Here is a 25,307-nt window from a genome sequence, read left to right as displayed (position 1 = left end):
CTGCTCTTACCCGCGCGCCTCATCGTGAAATCGGCCGGTCCGTCCGGGGCGGCCGTCAGTTCCGCCGCCCACGGCGGCCATCGCAAGGAGTACCCTCCCATGCCGACCAAGAAGATGATCCTCGGGGCCGCAGCAGGCCTCCTCGCACTGGGCGCCGCCACCGGCGTTGCCAGTGCCGCGTTCGCCGACACCAGCGCCTCCGGCACTCCCGCTTCACCGTCGACCGCCCAGAACACCCCCGCGGTGGGGGACCGGCACGGCGGAGGCAAGCTCGTTCAGGAGCTTGCCTCCAAGCTCGGGGTCGACCAGAGCAAGGTGGAAGCCGCGCTGAAGTCCTTCCGTGACGCGAACAGGCCGTCGTCAGGGGCGAAGGAGAACAGTGAGAGCAAAGCCGACCGTCAAGCGAACCGCACCGCCCATCAGGCCGCATTGGAGAAGTCCCTTGCCAGCGCTCTGGGGGTGAGTGAGGCGAAGGTCCATGAGGCTTTCACGGCCATCCATGCTGATCAGCGGGCTCAACGGGAGGCTTCTCTGAAGAAGAAGCTGGATTCCGCGGTGACCTCTGGGAAGCTCACCCAGGCCGAGGAAGACGCCGTGCTCAAGGCCCAGGGACTAGGCCTGCTGGGTGGCGGGCGCCGCGAGTGACCTCTCGCAGCCCGGGCGGGCGCACCGGCCCGACCTGATCAGTTGGACACTGCGGCCTCGCCACGGTGGGTGTGAGGGTGCACGTTCCCGGATCAGTTCTGGGGCGTGTACACGCAGCGCGCGAATCCGGTCGCCTTGTTGCTCTGCTGCTTGGACACGGACTTCCCATCCACGAGGATCTCGCAGCCGAAGGACGGGTTCTTCGCCTCCCAGTCCTCGCTTTGCACGGTCAGGGTGATGAGTCCGTCGGCCTTCGCCTGAACGGTGGTGGTGGAATCCGTGGAGGCGGCGAAGGTCCGTGAGCTTGAATTCTGACCGCCACTCGCCGACCAGCCGGATTCCACGGAGACCGGGCTGTTCGCGGTCGCTTTGAACTCGACCGAGACATCCTTGGATGGCTTCTCGCTTCGGTAGCTGGAATACGACCTGTAGTGGTAACAGTGCGCGCCGGCATTTTTGCCATCGCCGCTTTCCTTCGCCACGGATGTCCCGTCGACGAGGATCTCGCACGTGACCTTTGCGTCTTTCGCAGTGCGGTCTGCCGGGGTCGCCGTCATGTCGAGCAGATCCTTGCCTTGTGCGGTGAACTCCGTCGTGAAGTCCGAGCTGACGGTCTTTTCGGAATCCCCGGTCGGCGTGGAGAAGCTCACGTTCGTGGAGGTCGAGGTCGTGACGATGTACTTGACGGACACCCGTCTGTCCTGGCCTTCGTCGAATTTCTTCAAACGTTCGAGCCCGGAACTGCTCAGAGTGGCGAAGACGATCAATGCGAGGACCGAGCCCAGGACGCCGAGCACACCCAGGCCTGTGCCGATCCATGCCATGACCTTCCCGCCGAACCTCCTCGCCAGGGACACCACGCCGAGGACGATCGCGGCGAGGCCGGCGATGAGCGCCAGGACGGTGATGGCCGGGACCCAGGCCAGAAACAGGGAGACGGCGCCGCAAACGAGCGATGCGATCGCCAGGCCTTTCGAGCCCGAAGGCGCCGGCGGTGGGCCACCGTACTGCGGCATGCCGCCAGGGACTGTGCCTGCGGGCGCCTGCCCCGTGGGGTAGGGGAGGCGTGCACCTGGCTGATGACCGTCAGGTCCCGGTCCGGCAGGTGGGGTGCTGTACGACATGGGGTCCTCCGCGAGTTAATCAAGCGATTGCAGTAATCGCTACTCGCCACCTTAAATGCTGTGGGCCGGCTGGCGCCAGCGCCAGCGGTGATGCGCTTCCGCTGCGTCCCGTGTCCCGCCGTCGTGCAGGGGAAGGCCTATTTCCGGCTGCCGGTGAGGGGAGGAACCCGGCTCGGCGCCTTCTGAGGCGAAGCGCCCGCACGCCTGCGGAGGAACTGCACGAGGAGCCCTGCGGCCAGGGCCCAGCATGCCGAGCTGAAGCCCCAGGCCGAGAACCCGGAGGCGGCGACGATGAAGGTCACGGCCGAGGAGTCCCAGTGGGCCCTGTCAGCGACGGCGCCGGCGAGCGCGGACGCGAGGGTCCCGATGAGAGCCACGCCGGACAGCGCCGCGAGGACGCCTGGCGGGGCGGCGAGCATGATGACGGAGAGGCTCGCCGCGCCCAGCCCGAGCAGGATGTAGGTCGCGCCGGCCGACACCCCTGCGAGCCAGCGGCGATGCGCCGGTCCGGCTTCGGGCCCGGCCGCCAGGGCTGCGCTGATGGCCGCAAGATTGACCGCGTGCCCGCCGAAGGGCGCCGCGATGAGACTTCCTGCGCCTGTGGTCACGATCCCCGACCGCCAGGGCACCTGGTACCCGAAACTTCCGAGGATCGCCGCCCCGGGGATGTTCTGGGACGCCATGGTGATGAGATACAGCGGCAGGGCGATCCCGGCGATCGCCTGAAGGTCGAAGACCGGCGCGACGAATTCGAGGCGCGGGATGAACGTGGACCCGCTGAGGTTCACCGCCGACCCGCTGGCACTCACCGCGACCACGACGACGGCGACGACGAGGGCACCGGGGACGGCCCACCGGGGCCGCCACCAACCGATCAGGAGCCAGGCTACGAGCACCGGAAGGATGGCGAGAGGGCTGCTCTGCAATTCCTTGAACGGGGCCACGCACAACGGCAGGAGGACCCCGGCCAGCACCGCCTGGGCGATGTGGGGCGGGATCCTGCCGACGAGGGTGGCGAGGAACGGCCACAGTCCGGTGAGGGTGAGCAGGACCCCGCAGACCAGGAAGGCGCCCACCGCTGCGGGCCATCCTCCGGGGACCGCCTGCGTGCTCATGAGCAGTGCCGCACCCGGGGTCGACCACGCCGCCACGAGCGGGATCCTGTGACGCCAGGAGAGCAGCAAGGAGGCCGCGCCCACCATGAGGGTCACCATGATGAGGCCGGAGGTCGCCTGTCCGGGCGTGGCGCCGACGGCCTGGAGACCTCCGAGCACGACGGCGAACGTGGCGGCGAATCCCACGACCGCGCACACCACACCGGCGGTCAGCGGAGCGGAAAGCCCACCCTCCCGCGTTCCATCTACAGAACGTTCCATATGTGGAACGTACCATGGGTGAATGACTTCGCTCAATATCGGTCGCAACGTCCTCGCCTTGCGGGAGGCGCGGGGGATGACGCTCACGCACCTCGCCCGCGAAGCCGGGATCGGCAAGGGCACGCTGTCCGAGATCGAATCGGGCAAGCGCAACCCCACCGTCGAGACGCTGTACTCCCTGTGCGCGCCGCTCAACGTCCCGCTCACCGCCCTCGTGGGCGAATCGCCCGGCGCGATCTCCGAGTCGAGCGGCGGGATGCGCACCACCCTCTTGTCCGTCCGGCGGAATGAGCGGCACACGGTCGAGGTCTTCATCATCGAGATCCCGGAGGGCGCGGCGCACACCTCGCCCGGCCACGGGCCTGGCGTGATCGAGCACCTGGTGGTCACCGAAGGCGCCCTTCACGTCGGGCCGGTCGGCGAGACGGTCACCGTCGAGGCGGGACATTCCTTCACCTGGACCAGCGACGACCGACACCACTACGCCAGCCCGGAGGGTTCCGGAGAAGGCGTGCTGACGATCATGACCCCGCTTCCGTAGCGCGGCGCCCGCGCCTGGCCGGCGGCCGACGTCGTGGGTCCCGACTCCGCCGCGAGCCGCAGGCCGAGCGGAATCCCTGGCTTTCCCGCCGGTTTTTCTGGAAGATGGATGAACAATCCAGGGCGACGTTGGGGGCGAAATGGTCGGCAGTCGGGTTCAGAGGGATCGCACGGCGATCTTGGGCGTCATGCGGGCCGGTTCCGTCGCTCTGTGCACCGTGGCGCTGACGCTGTCGGCGCTCGTGACCGGCCCGACAGCACAGGCATTGGACGAGCCGCAACCGTCGGTTTCGCCGTCCGTCGGGGTGACACCGGAACCTGACCCGACGTCGTCCCCGGTGCCGACGGTGACGTCCGAGCCGGAACCCCACGCCATCGTCCCGGGCGCGGTGACGCTCGAGGGCCCGGCGGCGACAGGGCAGACGATCCGGGCGGTGGCCGCAGGCTGGGAACCGGACGTGACGCTCACCTTCCAGTGGCTGCGTGACGGCGTCCCTGTCGAGGGCGCGACATCGGCTACCTACACCATCACGGCCGCCGACGCCGGAGCGAAACTGAGTGTGCTCGTCACCGGCGCCCACGAGGGCTCGGAGCCGGTCCAGGTGAAGTCCGTCCCCCTCACGGTGCCGGTCCAGCTGCCCGGCGCGATGCCCACCATCACCGGCACCGCAGTCCAGGGCAGCACCCTGACAGCCGTCCCCGGCGCGTGGCCGGCCGGCTCGACCCTCAGTTACCAGTGGCTGCGCAACGGCGCGGAGATCTCGGGAGCCACCCGGCCGACGTACCTTCTGACGTCCGACGACGGCGGGCAGAACGTCTCGGTGCGGATCACCGGCGCTCTGGCCGGCTACCTGGAGGGCGTGAAGACGTCCGCCCCCGTGTCGGTGCTGAGGCTGATGACGACGTCGGCTCCGACACTGGCGGGGACGGTCAAACTCGGCTCCGTGCTGACCGCGCAGCCCGGCGCCTGGACGTCCGGGACGGCCTTCACGTATCAGTGGCTGCGCGACGGCGCCCCGATCGCCGGCGCCACCCGTTCCAGTTACACGGTGGGCGCCGCTGATGTGACCAAGTCGGTTGCCGTGCGAGTCAGCGGAACGAAGGCCGGCTATGCCGCCGCGACCAGGGCAAGCATCCGGGGCGTGATCGTGCCGCGGGTGCTGAAGACCGCGGCGCCCAGCTACGCGGGGCAGACGGTCCTGGGCGAGGCGCTGTTGGGAAGAACCGGCGTCTGGACCGCAGGAACCTCGTTCCGGTACCAGTGGTACCGGAACGGGATCGCGATCCCCACCGCGACCGGGTTGAACTACAAGATGGTCTCCGCGGACCTGGGCAAGCGCCTCATTCTCCGCGTCAGTGGCTCGAAAGCGGGGTATGCGCCGGAGACCCGCCTGAGCGGAGGGTCAGCGGCGATCCGGCGCCCGGCGCCGGTGGTCTGGCGGCAGAATGATCCCCGCTGGGCGAACATCCGCGTGGGCATCAGGCTCATCGGACCCTCCGGCTGCGTCCCCACGGCCACCGCGATGGCGCTGTGGTCCGAGGGCATCAAGACCACTCCGTACGGTGTCGCGCTGACGATGAACCGTCTGGGTGACTACAACCGCACCGTCTCCGGGGCCGGTTCGCGCTCGATCGTCGCGGCCGCCAAGTACTACGGGGTGAAGGCCACCCCGATCACGAACGTCGCGGCTCTGCGCGCTTCGTTGAAGGCCGGTCACTCCGTCGTCGCGCTCATGCGGGGCCCGGCATCCATCACCTGGCCGGGCACCACTCACGCCATCACGCTTTCAGGCTTCTCGAGCAGCGGCGCCACCTACGTCCGCAATCCCTATGCCGGCACGGTCAACGACTGGTATCACCCCGACACCCTGTGGTTCTATCAATCCCTGGACCCCTTCGACCGCAACGCCGGCGCCGTCTTCTGGCAGATCGGATAGGGAGTCTCACGTGTGGGAGTGGACTGCGAACGGGGCTGTCCCGGGTGGGGATGGCTGGATGACGGTCAGGCCGTCATCGAAATCGGCCTCCCCGACGGCGACACTCGCCTGACCGCCGGCTGGTACCTCGCGGTTGAGGGATGGACTCCGGCCAAGGAAGCGGTGCTGGCAGGACGCCCCGTGACGCTCGCGAGCGAGAACATCCGCGACGCGTTCCCACCTGACACGCCCGCGCTCCATGACCGGTTGATGGGCAAGGGGGAGCGGAAGGGCACCTTCCTCAGCCGGCTCCTTGGATGGCGAGGGATGTAACCCCCTCCATTCGCGTGTTGCTTTGCCGGGCCGAGGCGAGGCGTCAACGGGAGTGCGAGGTCAGCTCCAAGCGGGATGTCAGCATCTTGGCAAGGCGCAGCAGGGCTCCATCCGGTTCCGGTCGTGTGATCATGCTGAGGCGGACGCTCCAGGTGAAGGGGAGACTCGTGATCCTGTCGCCGGGCAGGCGTTCGGCGACGGCGGAACTGCGGGGGATGATGGCAGGCTCACCTGCGAGGCGTGCCATGCGGATCGTTCCCGTCACGGTGGCGCCCAACCGTGGAGTACCTCCGAGCGCGACAACCCGTGCCGTGAGGTCATGATCTCGGAGGTCGTACGTTGACGTGGGCAGAGACAACCCGGACAGCGGCAGGCGTCCAGCGGTGGGATGCGGCGCGCCGTCAGGGATGAGGACCACCATCTCGTCGCGACCGATGTCATGGCCCGTCACGTCGGCAGGAAGGCGCCGCTGTCCGGCCACCGACACGATGGCGGCGTCGAGCATACCTTCCGCGACCCAGTCGATGAGGGTGAGCCCGTGATCCACCGCCTGGGTGATCGTCCGCCCGTTTCGCTGCGAATCGATGAGGGGCAGAACAGTGTCGGCGAGCCCGTGAAAGCACCCGATCCTCAGAGGCGGATCGGTTGTAGCCGAGCGGATGTCGTCGACTATTCCGTCGAGGTGGCCCAGGATGTGCTCGGCGCGCCTGGCCATCTCGTAGCCCGCTGCTGTGGGTGCGGCGCCGCGTGGCCCTCGGGTGAACAGCGAAACCCCCATCCGCCGTTCCAGGCGGGTCAATCGCACCGAAGCCGACGCCTGGGAGATTCTCAGCCTCCGCGCGGCCGCACCAATCGATCCCACCTGGGACACCGTCCAGACCAGCTCCAAGTCATCAACATCCGGTCTGAGGGCCATAGTCAAATGCTATGTCTTGGCGGACAGAATGAGTGCCTACTCTCCAGTCCGGTTTCCGCCGAGGATGAGTTCATGTCCTCCTTCCGACCCACGGCCACACTCTTCTCGGCCGCCGTCATCATCGACGTGAGTTCGCGTGCGGCGTTCGTCGCCTTGCCGCTCATCGTGCTCAGTGAGACGGGCTCCGCGGCGCTCACCGGCGTCGTGAGCGGCGCCATGGCGTTGCCTTTGCTGCTGTCCCCGTGGTGGGCGAGAAGGCTGCGTCACGCTGCCGCCCGGCCCGCGGTGCTCGCGGCGTTGACTCTCCTTGAAGCGGTCGGGGCGCTGCTGGTGCCGGTCGCCACGGTTTCCGGACATCTGACCGCTGGAGTTCTCCTCGGGGCGGGCCTCGTGTCCGGCGCGGGGCGTACTTTGACGCTCCCCGGACGCCAGACGTTGCTGGCTGAACTGGAACAGGAGCGCACTGGATCGCCGGTCCGGATTCTCGCCTGGCAGGAGGCGGCCTCACGCGCCACGAGCATCGTCGGACCGGCGGTGGGGGCTCTCGTCGTCGCCGCGGGGTACGGGACCGGTCTGCTCTTCGCCGAAGCCGCGGCGATCAGCGTCGGCGCGTTGCTGACGCTGACGGTGCGCAGCCCAGACCTCAGGAGTGCGGACCACAAGCCTGGGTCCGTCCCGAAGCTGCGCACCCTTCTGAAACGCTTCCCGGACATCCGGGCCGGATGGATCATCCGTGCGACGGCGGGCGCGACCTGGTTCGCCTTCTCGCTCGGCCTCGCCATCCAAGGGGAGCTACAGCATCGTCCGGGCTACTTCTACGCGATCGGGCTCAGTAGCTACGCACTCGGAGCCGTCATCGCCACGCTCACTGTCGGACGTCTGCCCTGGGTTGCGCCGAGCCTGTCCTTGGCCGCGCTCGGGTGGACCGTGAATGGCGCCGCGTGGGTGCTGATGGGGATATGGCCGCAGGAAGGGGGTTATGCCGTCGGCGGGCTGATCGGCGGATCGGGGGCCGCCATGGGGTTCGCGACCATCACCCGCCTCATCGCCGAGCGCACCGATGGACCCGACCGGGGCGCGCTCCTCAGCGGTCAGCTCGTCGTCGTGGAGAGTGGCACAGCCGTGGGAATGTTCGCCGGAGGATCGCTCATCGAGCTGTGGGGCATCGGAGGGGCGTTCGTCATCACGGGAGCGGTCCTGACCGCCGTCGCGCTCTTCGCGCCGTTGCTGCTTCTTAGCTGGCATCATGGCCCGAGAGCGAACCGCAGGAGGCAAGGCGTGCTCGAGGGCGGGTAGCGACCTGCGGCGACCAAGGTCGCCGTGGACCTGTGGGGCGTGATCGGGCACTGATCTCATCGGGGCGGCGCCCCCGCTCACAGGGGGGCTTCCGCCGCCCCACGGCACCGGGCTAGATTCGAAAGCACGATGACCATTCCAGAGCACCGCCGCCACGCCACCGCCTACTGGACCGTCCGCCCGGGGGAGGGCGAACTCCGCACGGAGGAACTCCCCGAGCCCGGAGCCGACGAAGCCCTCGTCAGGACCCTCTACTCCGGCATCAGCCGCGGCACCGAGCTGCTCGTCCATCAGGGCCAGGTCCCGGACAGCGTCGCCGACGCCATGCGCGCCCCGCACCAGGACGGAGACTTCCCCGCGCCCGTGAAGTACGGCTACCTCTCGGTCGGCGTCGTCGAGCACGGCCCCGACGACTGGACGGGCCAGGCGGTCTTCTGCCTCCACCCGCACCAGGACCGCTACGTCGTCCCGGTCAGCGAGCTCACCAGGATTCCCGACGGCGTGCCACCCCGCCGCGCGGTCCTCACCGGCATGGTGGAGACGGCGCTCAACGCCCTCTGGGAAGCCGGGCCGCGGCTGGGAGACCGGGTCGCCGTCGTCGGGGGAGGGCTGCTGGGTGGCACGCTGGCGGCGCTCCTGCGGAAGTTCCCGCTGGACCGCCTGGAACTCGTGGAGGTGGATCCGGCCAAGGAACGGATCGCCGAGGAGCTGGGCATCGCGTTCGCCCACCCGGACGAGGCGCAGGCGGATTGCGACCTCGTCTTCCACTGCTCCGCGACCAGCGACGGCCTGCACCGCAGCCTCCAGCTGGCCGGCGACGAAGCCACGGTCATCGAGCTTTCCTGGTATGGCGACAAGCCGGTCGAGGTGCCGCTCGGCGAGGACTTCCACGCCCGCCGCCTCTCGATCATCGCCAGCCAGGTGGGGGTGGTCTCGAAGGCACGCCGTCATCGCCGCAGCACCGCGGACCGCCTTACCACCGCCGTCGGCCTCCTGGAGGACCCTGCCTTCGACCTTTTTCTCAGCCAGGACACCAGCTTCGCCGACCTGCCGGCCACCATGGAGAACCTGGCCGACGACGGCGGTGGGAGCGCCTGCGCCGTCGTCAGCTACCGTGCCCCGCAACCGGAGGAATGACCATGTTCAGTCTCACCGTCCGTCGCAGTTTCATGATCGCCCACAGCCTCCCGCGCGAGTCCTTCGGTCCCGCCCAGGGGCTGCACGGTGCGACGTTCGTGGCGGAGGTCGGCTTCCGGCGCGCGGAGCTCAACGAGGACTCCGTGGTCATCGACATCGGCGCGGCGGGGGACCTGCTCCAGGAGATCCTCGACCGGCTGAACTACAAGAATCTGGACGAGCTGCCCGAATTCGCCGGACGGCTCACCACCACCGAATTCCTCGCCCGGCACATCGCTGAACAGCTCGCGGAGAAGCTCCCCGACGACGCCGGCCTCGCCGGGCTCGACGTCACCCTCCGCGAGAACCCCGACGCGTGGGCCGGGTATTCGCTCGACCTCGGCCGGGGGCGATGACCACCCTCCGCTTCATCGTCCCGGGCAACATCGGGCACCGCTCCGGCGGCAACGTCTACAACGCCCGGCTCGTGGAGCACCTGGAAGCGCTCGGCGTCCGCACCGAGGTGATGGCGCTCGACGGCGCGTGGCCGCCCGGGCGCCCCGAGGACCGCGAGTCCCTGGCCCGGGCCCTCCGCGCCGCGCCTCTCGTGGTCGTCGACGGCCTGGTCGCGGCCGGCGCCCCGGACGCCATCGAAGCCGCCGTCCAGGCCGACACCCGGGTGTGGGTGCTCTCGCATATGGCGTTCCCCGACATCGCCGGGCTGGAGGGCCGGGCCCTCGCCGCGGCGACCGGCGTCATCTGCCCCAGCTCCTTCGCGGCCGCCCGGCTCGAGTCGCTGTACGGCCTGGACCGGGTCCACGTAGCCCGGCCCGGAACGCAGCCGGCCGAACCCGCGGTGGGATCGCATCCGCCGCGGATCGTCTGCGTCGCGGCCCTGCTGCCGAACAAGAGTCAGCTTCTGCTCGTCGAGGCGCTCGCCCGGCTCGCTCAACTGCCCTGGACGGCGTCCCTCATCGGTTCGCCGGACGCGGAACCGGCGTATGCCGCGCGGGTCGCGGCCGCCGTCGCGCGTCACGGCCTGGAGGACCGCATCCGCCTGGCGGGCGAGCTCGACGGCCAGGCTCTGGAGGACGCATGGCGCGCCGTGGACCTCAGTGTCCTGGTGTCCGAGCGCGAGAGTTTCGGCATGGCCGTGCAGGAGTCGTTGGCGCACGGGGTTCCGGCGGTCGTCCGCCGGGGAACCGGGGCGGAGGAGGCTCTCGGTGCAGGCGGTGCGGGCACGGCGCTGGATCTCGACGGCGGGCCGGACGCTCTGGCGAAGACTCTGGCGGCCTGGCTGGAGGATCGAGAGCTCGCGGCCCGGTGGCGGGAAGCGGCTCTGCTCCGGCGTGCGGCCCTTCCCAGCTGGACGGAGACCGCCGAGACCGTGCGCGCGCTCCTGCGCGGGTGAGGTGCGCCCTGTTGAGTGGCGGGTCACATCTGGAACTTCGCACCTGATCGCACTAGTCTCGCGAAGACAAGACCCGGTGCGGAGAAACGAGGAAGCCGTGGCGCGACGACGAAGAGCGCTTGTCTGGCCCTGGACGGAGTGGTGGTCCTGGACGGCGCTGCTGGTGTTCCTGATGATCATCGTCGTGCCACTGCTGACCTCCAGGGTGCGGGGCTGTCCAGCCTCCGCTGGCTATGGCGACGCCGATCAGTGTGTCGAGACGCCGCTCCTGGGCACCCCGCTCAGCGAGATCCTCACGGGGATCTGCGGAGTCGTGGCGGCGGGCGCCCTCATCGGGCTCGTCTGGACCATCCGGCTCAGAGTCTCCTCGGCCAAGCGGTAGACGGTCACCGGCGAAGAAGCCGGCCCTACAGGTGTCGGCCCGCGTCCATGCGCTGGTGCAGGACTCTGATCACGTCGACGCCGTCGGCGGCGACCACGTAGAAGATCAGGTGGCTGCCGATGGCATACTTCCGGTACCCCGCACGGATCTCATCGCAGGTCCTTCCCCGGGCGGGGTCTTCGGCGATGCGTTCCATTGCAGCGTGGAGCTCACGGATGTAGGTCTCCGCCTGCCGCGTGTCCCAGCGCTCCGCGGTGTAGTCCCAGATGGAGGACAGGTCGGCTCGCGCGGCGGGGGTGAGCCGGAAGCTCATCCCTTCTTCTCGGCGATGAACGCTTCGAGGTCGAACGGCTCGGGAGTTCCGCTGGATTCGCCCTCGGCGAGGGAGGCCCGGAGCGCTGCCAGGTGGGTTTCCTGGTCCTCCAGCAGCCGCAGCCCGGCACGCACGGCCTCGCTCGCCGTCCGGAAGCGCCCGGATTTCACTTCCCTGGCCAGGAAGGCGGCGGAGTGCTCGTCCAGGCTGATCGAGGTGTTGCTGCTCATGCCTTCAAAGTACCAATAATTGGTAATCGCGAACAGGTGTCGCGCGGGACGTGGACCCGGAGAGGAGCGGTGGAAACCCACCCCTGGTCCGGGCCGTGACTGTGGCCTAGCGTGAGGTCATGACCATGAATCGTTTTGGGGGACGGGTGGTGTTCCTGACCGGGGCGGCCCAGGGGATCGGCGCGGCCACGGCACGGCGCCTCTTCGCGGAGGGCGCCACGCTGGTGCTCGCGGAGCGGAACACCGAGGGCGCCACGCGCGTCGCGGAGGATCTCGGCGATCCGGACCGCACCCTGGTGGTGCCGTGCGATCTGACGGACCGCGAGTCCGTGGACAGCGCCGTCGCGGCCGCGGTGGAGCGCTTCGGCCGGCTCGACGCCCTCGTCAACGTGGCGGGCGGCGCCCTGCGGCACCCCGGACTCCTGCACGGGATGGACGACGACGGTTGGAACCGGACGCTCGACCTCAACCTGAGCGGCCCCATGCGCTGCATCCGCGCGGTCGCGCCGCATCTGGGCCCGGGAGGAGCGATCGTCCTGGTGAGCTCGGTCAACGGATTGCAGGCGTGGGGCGGGGAGTCCTACTCGTCCGCCAAGGCCGGGCTCGTGGTCCTGGCCAAGAATCTCGCCGTGGAGCTGGGACCGGCCGGGGTGAGGATCAACGTCGTGGCCCCCGGAACGATCCGGACACCCGTCTGGGACGACCAGGGCGGCCCGGACAGGCTCGCCCCGGTGTACCCGCTGGGCAGGGTGGGGGAGCCGGAGGACATCGCCGCGGCGATCGCCTTCCTCGCCTCGGACGACGCCTCCTGGATCACCGGGATCACGCTGCCGGTCGACGGCGGCGGGGGAACCGGCCCTCTGCACCTCCTGCACCAGTTCCGGAAGGACCCTGACGGGGACTCACTCGAAGCGTGAGAAGGGCTCCGCGTAGCGGAAGGTGCCGCGCTCGCCGTCGTAGGCCGGAAGCAGGCGGACCTGGAAGTAGTCGCCCCAGGCGGGATCCGGCGAGCCGACGCCGTGACGGGACGCCGCGACCCAGCCGTGGCGGCCGTAGTAACCGGGATCGCCGAGCAGCGCGATGAGCGGTTCGCCCAGGAGCACGGCGGCGTCCACGGTCGCGGCCAGCAGCGCGGCACCGATGCCCCGGCGCTGCGCGGACGGGAGCACCGACAGCGGACCGAGACCGAGCGCGGGAACCGGCCGGGCGCCGCCGCCGTCGAGGGTGCCGCGCGTCGTCATGATGTGACCCACCATGGCCCCGTCCTCCTCCGCGACGAGGGCCAGCTCCGGCAGGTAGCCGGGGTCCTCCCGCAGCCACTCGACGAGGACCGCCTCGCCAGGATCGGTGGTGCCGTCGACAGGCGGGGCCGCATGGGGCGCGCTGCGGAACGCGTCCGCGGTCAGGGTCCGGATGACGGCGAAGTCCGCAGGCGTCTCAGGCCTGATGAGAAGGGGCATGGGTCCAGCCTGCCACTCCGCGCGGCTCACGGAAAGCGCAGGACGACCTGTCCGCCGTCGCGGGTGACCTCGACGCCGGTCAGGTCCTTCACGTGCACGTCCGGGCCGTGCGCCGCGGATGCGGTTCCCACGCCCACCACGGTCATGCCGGCCGCCCGGGCGGCGGCGATCCCCGCTGAGGAGTCCTCGAACACCACACACTCCTCGGGAGCTGCGCCCAGAGCACGGGCGGCCGCGAGGAAGCCCTCCGGGTGAGGCTTGCTGTTCCGCACGTCCTCCGCACTGACCATGAGGGGCGGCAACGGAACTCCGGCCGCCGACATCCGGGCCGTGGCGAGCTCCAGGGTGGCCGAGGTGACGAGCGCGTGCGGCGTCCCCTCCAGCGCTCGCAGGAAGACCTGCGCTCCCGGCACCTCACGGACGCCGTCGAGTTCGCGGACTTCACGGACCAGCATGGCCTGGTTCTCCGCCAGATTGAGCTCGTGCTCACGCTCCGGGAGCAGGACCGCCATACTCTCCTGGCCCTGGCGGCCATGGATCACGCTGAGAACCCGCTCGGGGTCGAGGCCGTGGGACTCGCCCCACTCGGTCCAGAGCCTCTCCACCACGGCGGACGAATCCACCAGGGTGCCGTCCATGTCGAGCAGGATCGCCTTGACGTTCATGATGTCTCCCATGAACCCACCCTACGGGGCGACCCGGGGTGGGCGCGCAGGCTGTGGAAGCCGGACCTCACGGGACGAAGCGGTACCCCATGCCGGGCTCGGTCACGAGGTGCTCCGGATGGGCCGGGTCCCGCTCCAGCTTCCGGCGCAGCTGGGCGAGGTAGACGCGCAGATACTGGGTCTCCTCGGTGTACGCCGGACCCCAGACCGAGCGCAGCAGGTGCTGCTGGGTGACGAGCTTCCCGGAGTTCTCCACCAGGAGCTGGAGCACGGCCCATTCTCGCGGCGTGAGGTGCACCCGCTCGCCGTCGCGGGTGACCGAGGAGGCGGAGAGGTCGATGCGGAGCGCCCCGGCCTCCACCACTCCGGGGGCGAAATCCTGCACCCTGCGCCGCTCCACCGCGCGCATCCGGGCCAGCAGTTCGTCGAGGCCGAAGGGCTTGGTGACGTAGTCGTCCGCCCCGGCGTCGAGCGCTTCCACCTTGTCCGAGGAGCCGTGCCGTGCCGAGAGCACGATGATCGGGACCTCGGTCCAGCCGCGCAGACCGTGGATCACCTCGGTGCCCTCCATGTCCGGCAGGCCGAGGTCCAGGACCACCACGTGCGGCGGGTTGTCGGCGGCGGCACGCAGCGCCGAGGCGCCGTCCGCGGCCACCGCGACGTCGTACCCCTCCGCTCGCAGATTGATCTGGAGGGCGCGGAGCAGCTGCGGCTCATCGTCCACCACGAGGACCTTCCTCATGCCTGCTCCTCCTGTCCTTCGCGTGTTCCGAGAGCTATGCCGTGCGAGTGCGGCCCCGCGTAGAGCGGGAGCCGGACCACCATCGTCAGGCCGCCGCCCGGCGTCGGCTCGGCGGTGAGTTCTCCGCCCATCGCTTCGACGAACCCCCGTGCCACCGCGAGTCCCAGCCCCAGGCCGCTCGCCTGCGCATCCAGTTGGCGGAACGGCTGGAACATCTCGGCCAGACGCTCCTGTGCCACGCCGGCGCCGTGGTCCACCACGCGCAGTTCACTCGCGGGACGGCCGTCCAGCACCGGGCCGAGAAGCCCACCGGGCGTCGCCACGAGGACCACCCCGGAATCCGGGGCGTGCTTGACGGCGTTCTCCACGAGGTTCGCCAGGGCCCGTTCCAGCAGGCCCCGGTCCGCGTCGACCGGCGGGAGATTCGGGGCGAGCTCCACCCGCACCTGGCCCTCGCCGACGCCGGACAGCGCTTCCGGGACGACCTCCAGCCAGGAGACCGGCTCGTGGAGCACGGTGACGGCGTCTCCCGAGATCCGGGACATGTCCAGAAGATTGGCGATCAGCGATTCCAGCCGGTGGTTGCAGCTCTCGATCGTCTCCAGCATCTCCTCCTCTTCCTCCGCCGTCATCTTGCCGCGCTGACGCCGCAGGGCCGTGGCGGCCAGACCGATGCCGGCCAGCGGCGTGCGGAGGTCGTGGGACGCGGCCTGCAGCAGGGATGTCCGGATGCGGTTGCCCTCCGCGAGCTTGACGGTGTCCGCCAGGCTCAAGGCCAGCCGGTCCCGTTCCAGCAGCGCGAGCAGATGGGATTCGAACGCCCGGAGCAGCCGCCGTTCGCCGCCCGAGAGGACCCGGCCGTTCCAGGCCAGCAGTGCGGTGGGGGTGAGCTCCTCCGCGGTGCCGGCCTCCTCCGGACTGCCGGGCGCGCCGGCGCCGGTGGAGGCGCTCAGCCGCCAGCCGGCGTCGTCGCCCGCAGGCTGTGAGCCGTCCCGCTCGAACAGGGACACCGACTCCAGCGAGAACTCCTGCCGCACCTGCCGCAGAAAGTCCGCCGGGCTCTGGTCGCTGGCCAGCGACGACGACGCGAGCTCACTCAGCGTGACCGCTTCGGCCCGCGCGCGCCGGGCCTCCACGCTGCGCCGGGCGGACAGGCCCACCACCAGCGAGACGGCGATCGCGACCCCGAGGAACACGATCAGGGCGAAGAGATTCTGCGGATCGGAGATGGTGAACGTGTCCACCGGCGGCGTGACGAAGAAGTTGAGCAGCAGCGAATCCAGGATCGCCGCCGGGACCGCCGGTTTGAGCCCGCCCACGAAGGCGACCGCGATGACCACGCACAGGTGCGCCAGCACATGGGTGGCCAGGTCGAGCCCTTGGAACGGGGACAGGAGCAACGTGATGAGCGGGGGCCCCACGAGCGCCAGCACGAATCCCAGCGTGGTCCGCAGCCGCCCGAGCGAGGGGGCGGCGGTCGGCAGGGCCGCCTGGCGCCCGGTGAAGGGATGGGTCACGAGGTGGACGTCGATGTCCCCGGAACCGCGCACCACGGCGTTGCTCACGCCGGTGCCGAGCAGCTGGTGGAGCCGCCCGTGCCGGGACACCCCGATGACGATCTGCGTGGCGTTCGCGCCCCGGGCGTAGTCGAGGAGGGACGCTGCGACGTCCTCGCCGGAGACGTGGACGAAGCGGCCGCCGAGATCCTCCACCAGGCGCTGCTGTGCGCCCAGCCGGCCGGCAGAACCGTCGTCCAGGCCGTCGGCGCGGCGCACGTGCACGGCCAGGAGGTCGCCGTCGTTCACGCGGGAGAGGATGCGGGCGGCCCGGCGGAGCAGGATCTCGCCCTCAGGCCCGCCGGTCAGGCCCACCACGATCCGTTCGCGCGCGGGCCACGTGCCCTCGATGCCCTGGTGTTCGCGGTATCGGGCCAGGCCCTCGTCCACCCGGTCGGCGAGCCAGATCAGGGCGATCTCGCGGAGGGCGGAGAGGTTGCCGAGGCGGAAGTAGTTGGCGAGGGCGGCGTCGATGTTCTCGGCCGGGTAGACGTCGCCCTGGCTCAGCCGCTGTCGGAGCAGCTCCGGCGCGATGTCCACGAGCTCGATCTGGTCCGCGTGCCGCACGACCGCATCCGGGATGGTCTCCTGCTGCCGCGTGCCGGTGATGGCCTGGACCACGTCGTGGAGGGAGGCGAGGTGCTGCACGTTGACGGTGGAGAGCACGTCGATGCCCGCGGCCAGGAGTTCCTCCACGTCCTCCCAGCGCTTCTCGTTCCGGCAGCCGGGGGCGTTGCTGTGAGCGTATTCGTCCACGACGGCGACCGCCGGCGCACGCTCCAGCACGGCGTCGAGGTCCATCTCCTCCAGCGCGGCGCCGCGGTGCGTGTGGCGGCGGAGAGGCACCGTCTCGAGTCCGTCGAGCAGCCGCGCCGTCTGCGGCCGACCGTGATCGAGGGCGACGGCCACCACCACGTCTTCGCCGGCGGCCCGGAGCCGGTGGGCCTCCTCCAGCATGGCGTACGTCTTGCCGACGCCCGGGGCCGCCCCGAGGAACACCCGCAACCGGCCGCGTCTCATGCGCCGATCCTAACAGCGCCGATCCTCACAGCGCGGGTGGTCCTCGGCGGACGGCTTCCCGGGCGTTCCACTAGCGGTTTCCGGTCTGAGGTGGCGCCGTCTGCAGGCGCTTCCCCAGCGCCAGGTTCAGCGTCGTGGTGTTGACGGACTCCTGGCCCAGGAGCGATTCGACCCCGGTGGTGGTCGACTGCTGGATGAGGGTCTGCACCTCGGCCAGGGGCAGCCCCGTGGCACGGGCCACGCGCGGCGCCTGCAGCGCCGCGTAGGCGGGGGAGATGTCCGGGTCCAGGCCGGAGGCGGAGGACGTCACGGCGTCCTCCGGAACCGCCGAACGGTCCACCCCTTCCCGGTTCGCGACGGCGGTGCGCGCCGTGTCCTTCGCCTCCTTCAAGGCCGCCGCCGTGGGGGCGAGGTTGGTCGCCGAGGACGTCTTCGGGTCCCAGGTCACGGCGGAGGGCCGCGGGAAGAAGAACCGGCGGTCCGTCTCCGGCACGGGCTGGGCGAGGAGCGAGGAAGCGGCGGGCGAGCCGTTCACGCTCTGCACGGAGCCGTTCGCCTGCGCCGGGGCGATCGCCTGGCCGAGCCCGAAGACCGCCAGGGGGTACAGCCCACCCAGGATGACGGTGAGCAGGGCCAGCAGGACGAAGGCCACGCGGAATTGTCGCAATGTCGCGGTCATGAGGTGCTCCTACGCGAGTCCGGGCAGCAGAGCCACCACGAGGTCGATGAGTTTGATGCCGAGGAACGGCGCGATCAGGCCGCCGACGCCGAACACCAGCAGATTGCGCCGCAGCGCGTTCTGGGCGCTCACGGCGCGGTACTTCACGCCCTTGAGCGCGAGCGGCACGAGGGCGACGATCACCAGGGCGTTGAAGATCACGGCGGAGAGGATCGCGCTCTGCGGCGAGTGCAGGCCCATGATGTTCAGCAGCCCGAGGCCCGGGTACGCCACGGTGAAGAGGGCCGGGATGATCGCGAAGTACTTCGCGACGTCGTTCGCCACGGAGAAGGTGGTGAGCGAACCGCGCGTGATGAGCAGCTGCTTGCCGATCGCCACGATGTCCAGGAGCTTGGTGGGATCCGAGTCCAGATCCACCATGTTCGCTGCCTCCTTGGCGGCCTGCGTCCCGGAGTTCATGGCGACCCCCACGTCCGCGGCGGCGAGCGCCGGGGCGTCGTTGGTGCCGTCGCCGGTCATGGCCACGAGCCGTCCGGCGGCCTGTTCGGCGTGGATTCGGGCCAGTTTGTCCTCGGGGGTGGCCTCGGCGAGGTAGTCGTCCACCCCGGCCTGCTCGGCGATCGCCGCCGCGGTCAGCGGGTTGTCGCCGGTGATCATGACGGTGCGGATGCCCATGGTGCGCAGCGTGGAGAACCGCTCGGCGATGCCGGGTTTCACCACGTCGGCCAGTTCCACGGTGCCCAGCACCTCCACGCCGCCCCGGGCGTCCTGCCGTGCGACCACCAGCGGGGTGCTGCCGCGCCGGGAGAGTTCCTCCACGGTGGCGGCCACCGCGCCGGGAAGCGCGCTGCCGCCGTCTTCGGCCCAGCGCCCGACGGCGGCCGCCGCTCCCTTGCGCACCTTCACTCCGCGGTGGTCCAGGCCGCTCATCCGCGTCGACGCGGTGAACTCCACGGCTTCGGCCGCGTCCGGACCGCTGAACAGGTCCTCCAGCGTGGGCCGCCCCTGCGCGGGGGCGGCGCCGGAACTCTCGGCCAGCTCCACGATGGACCGGCCTTCCGGTGTCTCGTCGGCGAGCGAGGAGAGCCGTGCGGCCTCCAGCAGCTCCTCCCGAGCCACTCCCGGGGCGGGGATGAACTCGACGGCCCGGCGGTTGCCGTAGGTGATGGTGCCCGTCTTGTCCATCATGAGGGTGGTGATGTCCCCGGCCGTCTCCACGGCGCGTCCGCTCGTGGCCAGGACGTTGTGCTGCACCAGGCGGTCCATGCCGGCGATGCCGATGGCCGGCACCAGGGCGCCGATGGTGGTCGGGATGAGGCAGACCAGGAGGGCCACCAGGACGATGGGGCTCGGCACCGCCCCGGCGAGCTGCGAGAACGGGACCAGGGTCACCGTCACCACCAGGAACGTGATGGTGAGGGCGACGAGCAGGACGTGCAGGGCGATCTCGTTGGGGGTGCGCTTGCGTTCGGCGCCTTCCACGAGGGAGATCATGCGGTCCAGGAAGGTCGCCCCCGGCTCGGCGCTGATGCGGACCACGATCCGGTCGGAGAGCACCGTGGTGCCGCCCGTCACGGCGGAGCGGTCGCCGCCGGACTCGCGGACCACAGGGGCGGACTCACCCGTGATGGCGGATTCGTCCACCATCGCCAGGCCCTCCACGATCTCGCCGTCGGAGGGGATGACGTCCCCGGCCTCGCACACCACCAGGTCACCCCGGTGGAGTTCGGACGCCGCGACGATCTCCTCGCCGGCCCCGTGGAGCTTCCGGGCCTTCAGGCCTTCCCGGCTGGCGCGCAGGCTGTCCGCCTGGGCTTTGCCGCGGCCTTCGGCGAGGGCTTCCGAGTAGTTGCCGAAGAGGACGGTGAGGGCCAGCCACACGGTCACGGCCAGGCTGAACCCGGCCTCCGGCGAGCCCGAGACGAACTGTCCCACGCAGACCAGGAGAGAGACCGCCGTGCCCACCAGGACGGTGAACATGACCGGGGAGTGCGCCATGGCCCGGGGCGAGAACTTCTTCAGGGCCAGGGGCACCGCGCCCAGCAGGGTCTTGCGGTCCCAGCTGCTGCGGCGCTTGTAGCTGTGGCCGGAGAGCTCCTCCTCGCGGGGTGCGGGAGCGGCTGCGGGGCGGGTGGTGGTGTCGTCGAATGCGGTCTTCATGACAGGGTGCCTTCTGCGAGCGGGCCCAGCGCGAGCGCTGGGAGGTAGTTGAGCGCGGTCAGCAGGACCGCGACGGTGCTGAGCATGACGGCGAACAAGCCGCCGTGGGTGGGAAGCGTGCCGGCCGACGCCGGAACGCGGGGCTGGGTGACGAACGCGCCTGCCAGCGCGAGCACCAGCACGATGCCCACGAAGCGCCCGAGCCACATGGCGATGCCGAGCATGGTGGACAGCGCCGGACCCGAGCTCGTGATGCCTCCGAACGCCGAGCCGTTGTTGTTGGCGCCGGAGGTGAAGGCGTACAGGACCTCGCTGAACTGGTGGGGTCCCTGGGCCGGCGCCTGGGAGAGGATCCCCGGGACGAGCACGGCGATGCCGGACAGGACCAGGACCAGGACGGGCACCACCAGGAGGTACAGCGCGGCGAGCGTCATGTGCCGGGCCTGGACCTTCTTGCCCAGGTACTCGGGCGTGCGGCCGACCATGAGCCCGGCCAGGAACACCGTGACCACGGCGATCACCAGCATGCCGTACAGCCCGGACCCCACCCCGCCCGGAGCCACTTCGCCCAGCATCATGTTGACCATGGCCAGGCCACCGGCCAGGGGTGGCAGGGAGTCGTGCGCCGCGTTCACGGCGCCCGTGGACGTCAGCGTGGTGGCGGAGGCGAACACACCGCTCGCCGCCGGGCCGAAGCGCTGCTCCAGACCCTCGCCGGCACCCGGGAAAGCGGCCAGAGCCCAGGCCATCGCCGTCGTCGTGAGGGCCCAGAGGCCGCCCATCACACCGAGCACCGTGTAGCCCTGACGGGCGTCGCCGGCCATGCGCCCGAAGACATACGGCAGCGCCGAGGGGATCAGGAGGATGAGGAACACCTCGAAGAGGGAGGTGAAGGAGTTCGGGTTCTCGAACGGGTGGGAGGAGTTGGCGTTGAAGTAGCCGCCGCCGTTGGTGCCCAGGAGCTTGATGGCCTCCTGGCTCGCGACGGGACCGCCCGGGAGGGTCTGAGACGCCCCGGTGAAGGGGTTGGTCACGGTGCCGCTCCAGAAGTTCTGGACCACGCCGGCCACCACGAGCACGAGCGCGCCGACCACAGCGAGGGGAAGCAGCACCCGGAGGGTGATCCGGACCAGGTCGGCCCAGAAGTTGCCCAGGTGGCTGGTGCCGAAGCGGGTGAGGCCGCGCATGAGGGCCACGGCCACACAGATGCCGACCGCCGCGGAGAGGAAGTTCTGCACGGCCAGCAGGGCCATCTGGGCTCCGAAGCCGAGCGTCGTCTCCGGGACGTACACCTGCCAGTTCGTGTTGGTGACGAACGAGATGGCGGTGTTCATGGACGTCCACGGGTCCACCGCGGCCGGGCCGCCGGGCGTGTAGAGCCCCTGGAGCCGCAGCAGCAGGTAGATCACCAGGACGGAGACGATCGAGAACGCGAGCACGCTGCGGGTGTACCCGAGCCAGCCCTGTTCACGGGACGAGGACACTCCGGACAGGCGGAAGAGGACCCGCTCCACGCGGGAGTCCTTACGGCCCTCCAGCGCGGCATGCAGGTAGAGACCCAGGGGCTTGTGAAGCACCCCCAGGAGCAGGAGCAGAACGGCGATCTGCGTGAGGAAGGACAGCCAGGAGTACTGCATCACTGCCCCTTGTCGGAAGACTTGTCGGAAGAGATGAGGGAGACCACCAGGTAGACCAGCAGCGCAGCCGCCACCAGCCCCAGGAGGGCCCAGACCAGGACGTCGACGGTCATTTCCGTCCCACCACCTTGTCGATCGCACTGGCCAGCCAGACCATGGCGCCGGACAGGAGCACGAAGACCCCCACCGCGATCACGTCGTCCATCTCACGTTCCTTTCGCCGCCCGGTGCGGGCGGACCATTCGCACTGGGTGCGGTTCACACCGCACCCCGGACCGCGCCGCGGCCCACCCCTTCAGTGAAGTCCTGTGCGGGGCCGTTGACGCCGCCTTTTACGCTTCCTTGATGCGCCGGGAGGGAACCTTTGCACTTCCTTTACGCGGGTATCGCCCGGGGCGCGCGAGAGCGGCGACGGCGCGGCGTGAGCGTGCCCGAAGCCGCTCACTACACTGGTCTGGTGACTGAGCTCTCCGCCCTCGCCTCCGCCCGGATCGTCGTCGCTGAACTGCTCGACGGCGGTGTGCGGCACGTGGCCGTCTCACCGGGCTCGCGGTCGGCGCCGCTCGCGTATGCGCTCGCGGAAGCGGAAGCCGAGGGACGCATCACCCTGCACGTGCGCATCGACGAGCGCGCGGCGGCCTTCACCGCGCTGGGCGTGATCCTGGGCAGCGGGGCCCCTGCCGCCGTCGTCGTGACGTCCGGGACCGCCGTGGGCAACCTTCTGCCGGCTGTCATGGAGGCCGACCATGTCGCGGCGCCGCTCGTGGTGCTCTCCGCCGACCGGCCCCTGGAACTGCGCGGCACCGGCGCCAGCCAGACCACGGAGCAGATGGATCTGTTCGGGGAGCATGCGCGGTTCGCCGTGGACGTGCCCGCCGGGGACGACCCACAGCGCGGTGTCCGGACCGCCCTGAGCGCCGCGACCGGCGCCTTCGAGGAGCTGCCGCCAGGCCCGGTCCAGGTGAATCTCGCGTTCCGCGACCCCCTCCTGCCCGGCGCGGACGCGGAGTTCCCCGCCGTCTCCGAGCGCCGGCCGTTCCACTTCGCCCCGGACCCCGCGCCGATCCACTACGACGCCCCGGACGGCCTCGCCGAACACCGCACCCTGGTGCTGGCCGGGCACGACGCCGGGCCGATCGCCGAGGCGTTCGCCCGCACCCACGGGCTGCCGCTGGCTGCGGAGCCGAGTTCCAACGCGCGCTTCGGTCCGAACGCCGTGGGGCCGTACCGGCTCCTGCTGGACCGCTTCGGCCCAGAGTCCGCCGAGCCGCTGGAACGGGTGGTGGTGTTCGGGCGCCCGACGCTGTCGCGTCCCGTCACCGCGCTCCTCGCACGCCAGGACATCCCGCTGGCGCTCTACGAGCCGGTCCCCGTGGCCTGGTACCAGCCGGGACGACGCCTCGAACGCCCGGTCGCGACGCTGCGGGAGCTTTCCGAGTTCGCCGGGCGTGCGCCGGAGGGCTGGCTCGACACCTGGCTGCTGGCGGGGGAGAAGGCCCAGCACGGCATCGAGCAGGTGCTCGCCGGGGAACCCGGACTCACCGGGCCTGCCGTCGCCGCGGCGGTGTGGGCGGCGGCCCGGGGGCAGCTCGTGCTCGGCTCGTCCAACGGCATCCGCGACGCCGACCTGGCCGCCGCTCCCACGCGGGAACCCCTGGCCACGGTCCACGCCAACCGGGGCCTCGCCGGGATCGACGGCATGACCTCGACGGCGGTCGGCGTGGCCCTGGGGTCGGGCCGCGAGACCACGCTGCTCTGCGGTGACGTGACCTTCCTGCACGACGCCGGTGGCCTCTTCCTCGGCGCGGGGGAGGAGGAGCCGGATCTGCGCGTGGTGGTCCTCAACGACCAGGGCGGCGCGATCTTCAGCACCCTCGAGCACGGCGGGCTGCGCGGGGGCTACGAGCCCGCCGTCGAACGCCTCTTCGGCACCCCGCACACCGTCCGCCTCGACGCGCTGGCCGCCGCCTACGGGGTGCCGCACCGCGCCGTGACGACGACGGCGGAACTCGACGCGGCCCTGGCGGAACCGGTGCGGGGCCGCAGCGTGCTGGAGGTCCGGTGCTCGCGCGGCGGCCTCCGGGACCTCCACGCCCGCATCCGCGCAGCACTCTGACCTCGCTCTTCCGATCGACTGCTCCATACGATGTCGTTTTTCCCGGATTTCCGGGTGTTTCGGCATCGTATGGAGCAGTCGATGGGGTGGGATCCGGGGTTCCGGGAGCCGGGGTTCCGGGAGCCGGAGCGGCGGCGTAACCTGGGGGCATGTTCGGGGGAGCAAGGGGGTGGAGCGCCTCAGGGATCGGACGACCCATACTCTCGGCGGCGCTCGTCGTCGTCGGGACGCTGACGGGATGCACTCCGGCGGGCGCGCCGGATGGTGCGTCAACCGCGCGGAGTGCGCCGCCGCCGTCGTCGTCGGACAGCGCGACGCCGGTCGCCACCAGCGCCGCCCCGCCCGCCGGTCACTACGACGCCGGCTGCCGGCAGGGCCAGACGGACGCCAGGGGCTTCGACCCGACCCGCCAGGTGATCTCCCTCGACCCGCTCTTCATCCGGGACAACTTCTCCGGCGCGGCCACCCCGCAGTTCGATGGAGCTGTCCAGTGGATGAAGGACCCGTTCTTCGTGCGGGCCGGCCGCACTGTCACGGTGACCGTGGCGCCGGACCAGCAGGCAAAGGTCGGCCTCGTGGCGCAGTACGGCGCCCGCGAGGGCAACACCTCGATCACCTTCACCGCATGCCCGACTTCCGTGACGCCCTACACCTGGTGGCCGGGCGGCTTCCTCGTCCACGGGCGCGACGCCGTGTGCCTCCGTCTCACGGTCGCCGTCGCCGGAGCGGAGGGCGTGCGCAAGCCGGTCATCCCGGCCGGTGACATCGCCTGCCCGGCGTCGTGGTGACTCCTTAAACGCCGATCGACTGCTCCATACGATGCCGGAATCCCCGGAAATTCCGGGAAAACGACTTCCTATGGAGCAGTCGATCAGAGGAGAAGGTCGCGTCAGAGCACGCGGCTCAGGAACTCCTTGGTGCGTTCGTGCTGCGGCGCGGAGATGATCGCCCGGGGATCGCCGGACTCCACGACCACGCCGCCGTCCATGAACGTGAGGGTGTCGCCGACTTCGCGGGCGAAACCGATCTCGTGGGTCACCACGATCATGGTCATGCCGGACTTGGCGAGGTCCTTCATCACGTTCAGCACGTCACCCACGAGCTCCGGGTCCAGGGCCGAGGTGGGCTCGTCGAAGAGCATGACCTCGGGCTCCATGGCCAGCGCCCGGGCGATCGCCACGCGCTGCTGCTGACCGCCGGAGAGCTGCGACGGGTAGTGATTGACCTTGTCGCCCAGGCCCACCATCTTCAGCAATTCGTGCGCACGGTTCTTGGCTGCCGACTTGCTCTGGCCCTTGACCTGGATAGGCGCCTCGATGACGTTCTCCAGCGCGGTCATGTGCGGGAAGAGGTTGAACTTCTGGAACACCATGCCGATGTTCTGGCGCTGAGCGGCGATCTCCTTGTCCTTGAGATCGTGGAGGCGCCCGTTCACCTCGCGGTAGCCGATCAGCTGATCGCCCACGTGGATGCGGCCGGCACTGATGGTCTCCATGAGGTTCACGCAGCGGAGCATGGTCGACTTGCCGGAACCGGAGGGCCCGATGACGACGGCCACCTCGCCCTTCTTGACGGTCATGTCGATGCCCTTGAGGACATGGTGGTGCCCGTAGTACTTGTGCAGGCCCTCGATGCGGACGAGGGGCTTGTTGTCTTCAGTCATTGTCTCGAGCC

26 protein-coding genes are annotated in these 25,307 nt (G+C 70.3%); 12 read left to right on the top strand and 14 right to left on the bottom strand.

The genetic code is table 11. The annotated features are described in order from the left end of the window. Window positions 1-99 precede the first annotated feature (99 nt). Window positions 100-645 (top strand): hypothetical protein, encoded by a 546-nt coding sequence (locus P9849_RS13530; RefSeq protein WP_278267254.1) that lies wholly within the window; start codon window positions 100-102, stop codon window positions 643-645. Between the two features lie 92 nt (window positions 646-737). Here P9849_RS13530 and P9849_RS13525 read toward each other — a convergent pair whose 3' ends face one another. Together P9849_RS13525 and P9849_RS13520 are read right to left on the bottom strand one after the other, a co-directional pair. Then, window positions 738-1,661, bottom strand: a complete 924-nt coding sequence (locus tag P9849_RS13525) for a DUF4190 domain-containing protein (RefSeq protein WP_278267253.1) — start codon at window positions 1,659-1,661, stop codon at window positions 738-740. Window positions 1,662-1,906: 245 nt separating this feature from the next. Then, window positions 1,907-3,145 carry a benzoate/H(+) symporter BenE family transporter gene (locus tag P9849_RS13520; RefSeq protein ID WP_278267252.1) on the bottom strand — a complete coding sequence of 413 codons (1,239 nt, stop codon included), beginning with the start codon at window positions 3,143-3,145 and terminating at the stop codon, window positions 1,907-1,909. Between the two features lie 22 nt (window positions 3,146-3,167). Between P9849_RS13520 and P9849_RS13515 the strand changes: the two genes are divergently transcribed. From P9849_RS13515 to P9849_RS13505, 3 genes are all read left to right on the top strand, one after another. Next, entirely contained in the window at window positions 3,168-3,686 is a 519-nt protein-coding gene (locus tag P9849_RS13515; protein ID WP_278267251.1) for an XRE family transcriptional regulator, read from the top strand. Between the two features lie 187 nt (window positions 3,687-3,873). Next, entirely contained in the window at window positions 3,874-5,622 is a 1,749-nt protein-coding gene (locus tag P9849_RS13510) for a C39 family peptidase (RefSeq protein ID WP_278267250.1), read from the top strand. A gap of 12 nt (window positions 5,623-5,634) precedes the next feature. Next, a complete protein-coding gene (locus tag P9849_RS13505; protein WP_278267249.1) occupies window positions 5,635-5,934 on the top strand; it encodes a hypothetical protein in 300 nt (99 codons plus the stop codon). A gap of 43 nt (window positions 5,935-5,977) precedes the next feature. Here P9849_RS13505 and P9849_RS13500 read toward each other — a convergent pair whose 3' ends face one another. Continuing rightward, complete coding sequence (locus P9849_RS13500; protein WP_278267248.1) at window positions 5,978-6,850, bottom strand: LysR family transcriptional regulator; 873 nt, start codon at window positions 6,848-6,850, stop codon at window positions 5,978-5,980. A gap of 72 nt (window positions 6,851-6,922) precedes the next feature. Between P9849_RS13500 and P9849_RS13495 the strand changes: the two genes are divergently transcribed. From P9849_RS13495 to P9849_RS13475, 5 genes are all read left to right on the top strand, one after another. Continuing rightward, the gene (locus P9849_RS13495; RefSeq protein WP_278267247.1) at window positions 6,923-8,146 is read left to right on the top strand and encodes an MFS transporter; all 1,224 of its coding nucleotides are present in this window, start codon (window positions 6,923-6,925) and stop codon (window positions 8,144-8,146) included. Window positions 8,147-8,275: 129 nt separating this feature from the next. After that, complete coding sequence (locus P9849_RS13490; RefSeq protein WP_278267246.1) at window positions 8,276-9,283, top strand: dehydrogenase; 1,008 nt, start codon at window positions 8,276-8,278, stop codon at window positions 9,281-9,283. Window positions 9,284-9,285: 2 nt separating this feature from the next. Then, window positions 9,286-9,678, top strand: a complete 393-nt coding sequence (locus P9849_RS13485) for a 6-carboxytetrahydropterin synthase (RefSeq protein WP_278267245.1) — start codon at window positions 9,286-9,288, stop codon at window positions 9,676-9,678. After that, window positions 9,675-10,673, top strand: a complete 999-nt coding sequence (locus tag P9849_RS13480) for a glycosyltransferase family 4 protein (protein ID WP_278267244.1) — start codon at window positions 9,675-9,677, stop codon at window positions 10,671-10,673. Before P9849_RS13485 ends, P9849_RS13480 begins: the two co-directional genes overlap by 4 nt. 76 nt (window positions 10,674-10,749) lie before the next feature. Next, window positions 10,750-11,055, top strand: a complete 306-nt coding sequence (locus P9849_RS13475; protein WP_278267243.1) for a hypothetical protein — start codon at window positions 10,750-10,752, stop codon at window positions 11,053-11,055. Window positions 11,056-11,080: 25 nt separating this feature from the next. Here the strand turns inward: P9849_RS13475 and P9849_RS13470 are convergent, their stop codons facing one another. Continuing rightward, window positions 11,081-11,368 carry a type II toxin-antitoxin system RelE/ParE family toxin gene (locus P9849_RS13470; protein ID WP_278267242.1) on the bottom strand — a complete coding sequence of 96 codons (288 nt, stop codon included), beginning with the start codon at window positions 11,366-11,368 and terminating at the stop codon, window positions 11,081-11,083. Continuing rightward, window positions 11,365-11,598: a type II toxin-antitoxin system ParD family antitoxin gene (locus tag P9849_RS13465; protein ID WP_278267241.1), complete on the bottom strand. Its 234-nt coding sequence runs from the start codon at window positions 11,596-11,598 to the stop codon at window positions 11,365-11,367. Before P9849_RS13465 ends, P9849_RS13470 begins: the two co-directional genes overlap by 4 nt. 119 nt (window positions 11,599-11,717) lie before the next feature. Here P9849_RS13465 and P9849_RS13460 point away from each other — a divergent pair, with 119 nt between their 5' ends. Then, window positions 11,718-12,515 carry an SDR family oxidoreductase gene (locus tag P9849_RS13460; protein WP_278267240.1) on the top strand — a complete coding sequence of 266 codons (798 nt, stop codon included), beginning with the start codon at window positions 11,718-11,720 and terminating at the stop codon, window positions 12,513-12,515. Here P9849_RS13460 and P9849_RS13455 read toward each other — a convergent pair. The 8 genes from P9849_RS13455 to P9849_RS13420 form a co-directional block, all read right to left on the bottom strand. After that, window positions 12,501-13,058 (bottom strand): N-acetyltransferase, encoded by a 558-nt coding sequence (locus P9849_RS13455; protein WP_278267239.1) that lies wholly within the window; start codon window positions 13,056-13,058, stop codon window positions 12,501-12,503. The two genes, P9849_RS13460 and P9849_RS13455, sit on opposite strands and share 15 nt — an antisense overlap. 26 nt (window positions 13,059-13,084) lie before the next feature. Continuing rightward, the gene (locus P9849_RS13450) at window positions 13,085-13,735 is read right to left on the bottom strand and encodes an HAD-IA family hydrolase (protein WP_278267238.1); all 651 of its coding nucleotides are present in this window, start codon (window positions 13,733-13,735) and stop codon (window positions 13,085-13,087) included. A gap of 55 nt (window positions 13,736-13,790) precedes the next feature. Then, window positions 13,791-14,465, bottom strand: coding sequence for a response regulator (locus P9849_RS13445; protein WP_278267237.1), 675 nt, complete (start codon window positions 14,463-14,465; stop codon window positions 13,791-13,793). Then, window positions 14,462-17,041 (bottom strand): DUF4118 domain-containing protein, encoded by a 2,580-nt coding sequence (locus P9849_RS13440; RefSeq protein WP_278267236.1) that lies wholly within the window; start codon window positions 17,039-17,041, stop codon window positions 14,462-14,464. The genes P9849_RS13445 and P9849_RS13440 overlap by 4 nt, the downstream gene beginning before the upstream one ends. Before the next feature lie 70 nt (window positions 17,042-17,111). After that, window positions 17,112-17,720, bottom strand: coding sequence for a potassium-transporting ATPase subunit C (locus P9849_RS13435; protein ID WP_278267235.1), 609 nt, complete (start codon window positions 17,718-17,720; stop codon window positions 17,112-17,114). 9 nt (window positions 17,721-17,729) lie between these two features. Then, a complete protein-coding gene (gene kdpB / locus P9849_RS13430; RefSeq protein WP_278267234.1) occupies window positions 17,730-19,880 on the bottom strand; it encodes a potassium-transporting ATPase subunit KdpB in 2,151 nt (716 codons plus the stop codon). Next, entirely contained in the window at window positions 19,877-21,517 is a 1,641-nt protein-coding gene (gene kdpA, locus P9849_RS13425) for a potassium-transporting ATPase subunit KdpA (RefSeq protein WP_278267233.1), read from the bottom strand. The genes kdpB and kdpA overlap by 4 nt, the downstream gene beginning before the upstream one ends. Then, on the bottom strand, window positions 21,517-21,630 hold the full coding sequence (locus P9849_RS13420) for a potassium-transporting ATPase subunit F (RefSeq protein WP_278267232.1): 114 nt from the start codon (window positions 21,628-21,630) through the stop codon (window positions 21,517-21,519). The genes kdpA and P9849_RS13420 overlap by 1 nt, the downstream gene beginning before the upstream one ends. 344 nt (window positions 21,631-21,974) lie before the next feature. On the opposite strand from P9849_RS13420, the gene menD reads away from it, so the two are divergent. Together menD and P9849_RS13410 are read left to right on the top strand one after the other, a co-directional pair. Then, window positions 21,975-23,633, top strand: a complete 1,659-nt coding sequence (gene menD, locus P9849_RS13415) for a 2-succinyl-5-enolpyruvyl-6-hydroxy-3-cyclohexene-1-carboxylic-acid synthase (RefSeq protein WP_278267231.1) — start codon at window positions 21,975-21,977, stop codon at window positions 23,631-23,633. A 149-nt stretch (window positions 23,634-23,782) separates the two neighbouring features. Then, the gene (locus P9849_RS13410) at window positions 23,783-24,421 is read left to right on the top strand and encodes a hypothetical protein (RefSeq protein WP_278267230.1); all 639 of its coding nucleotides are present in this window, start codon (window positions 23,783-23,785) and stop codon (window positions 24,419-24,421) included. Window positions 24,422-24,522: 101 nt separating this feature from the next. On the opposite strand, the gene P9849_RS13405 is transcribed toward P9849_RS13410, so the two are convergent. Beyond that, window positions 24,523-25,296 carry an amino acid ABC transporter ATP-binding protein gene (locus P9849_RS13405; RefSeq protein ID WP_278267229.1) on the bottom strand — a complete coding sequence of 258 codons (774 nt, stop codon included), beginning with the start codon at window positions 25,294-25,296 and terminating at the stop codon, window positions 24,523-24,525. Window positions 25,297-25,307 lie beyond the last annotated feature (11 nt).

The organism is Arthrobacter sp. Y-9 (genome assembly GCF_029690065.1).
In the GTDB taxonomy this organism is placed as follows: Bacteria; Actinomycetota; Actinomycetes; order Actinomycetales; family Micrococcaceae; genus Arthrobacter_E.
This window is presented reverse-complemented; position numbering and strand designations above follow the sequence as displayed.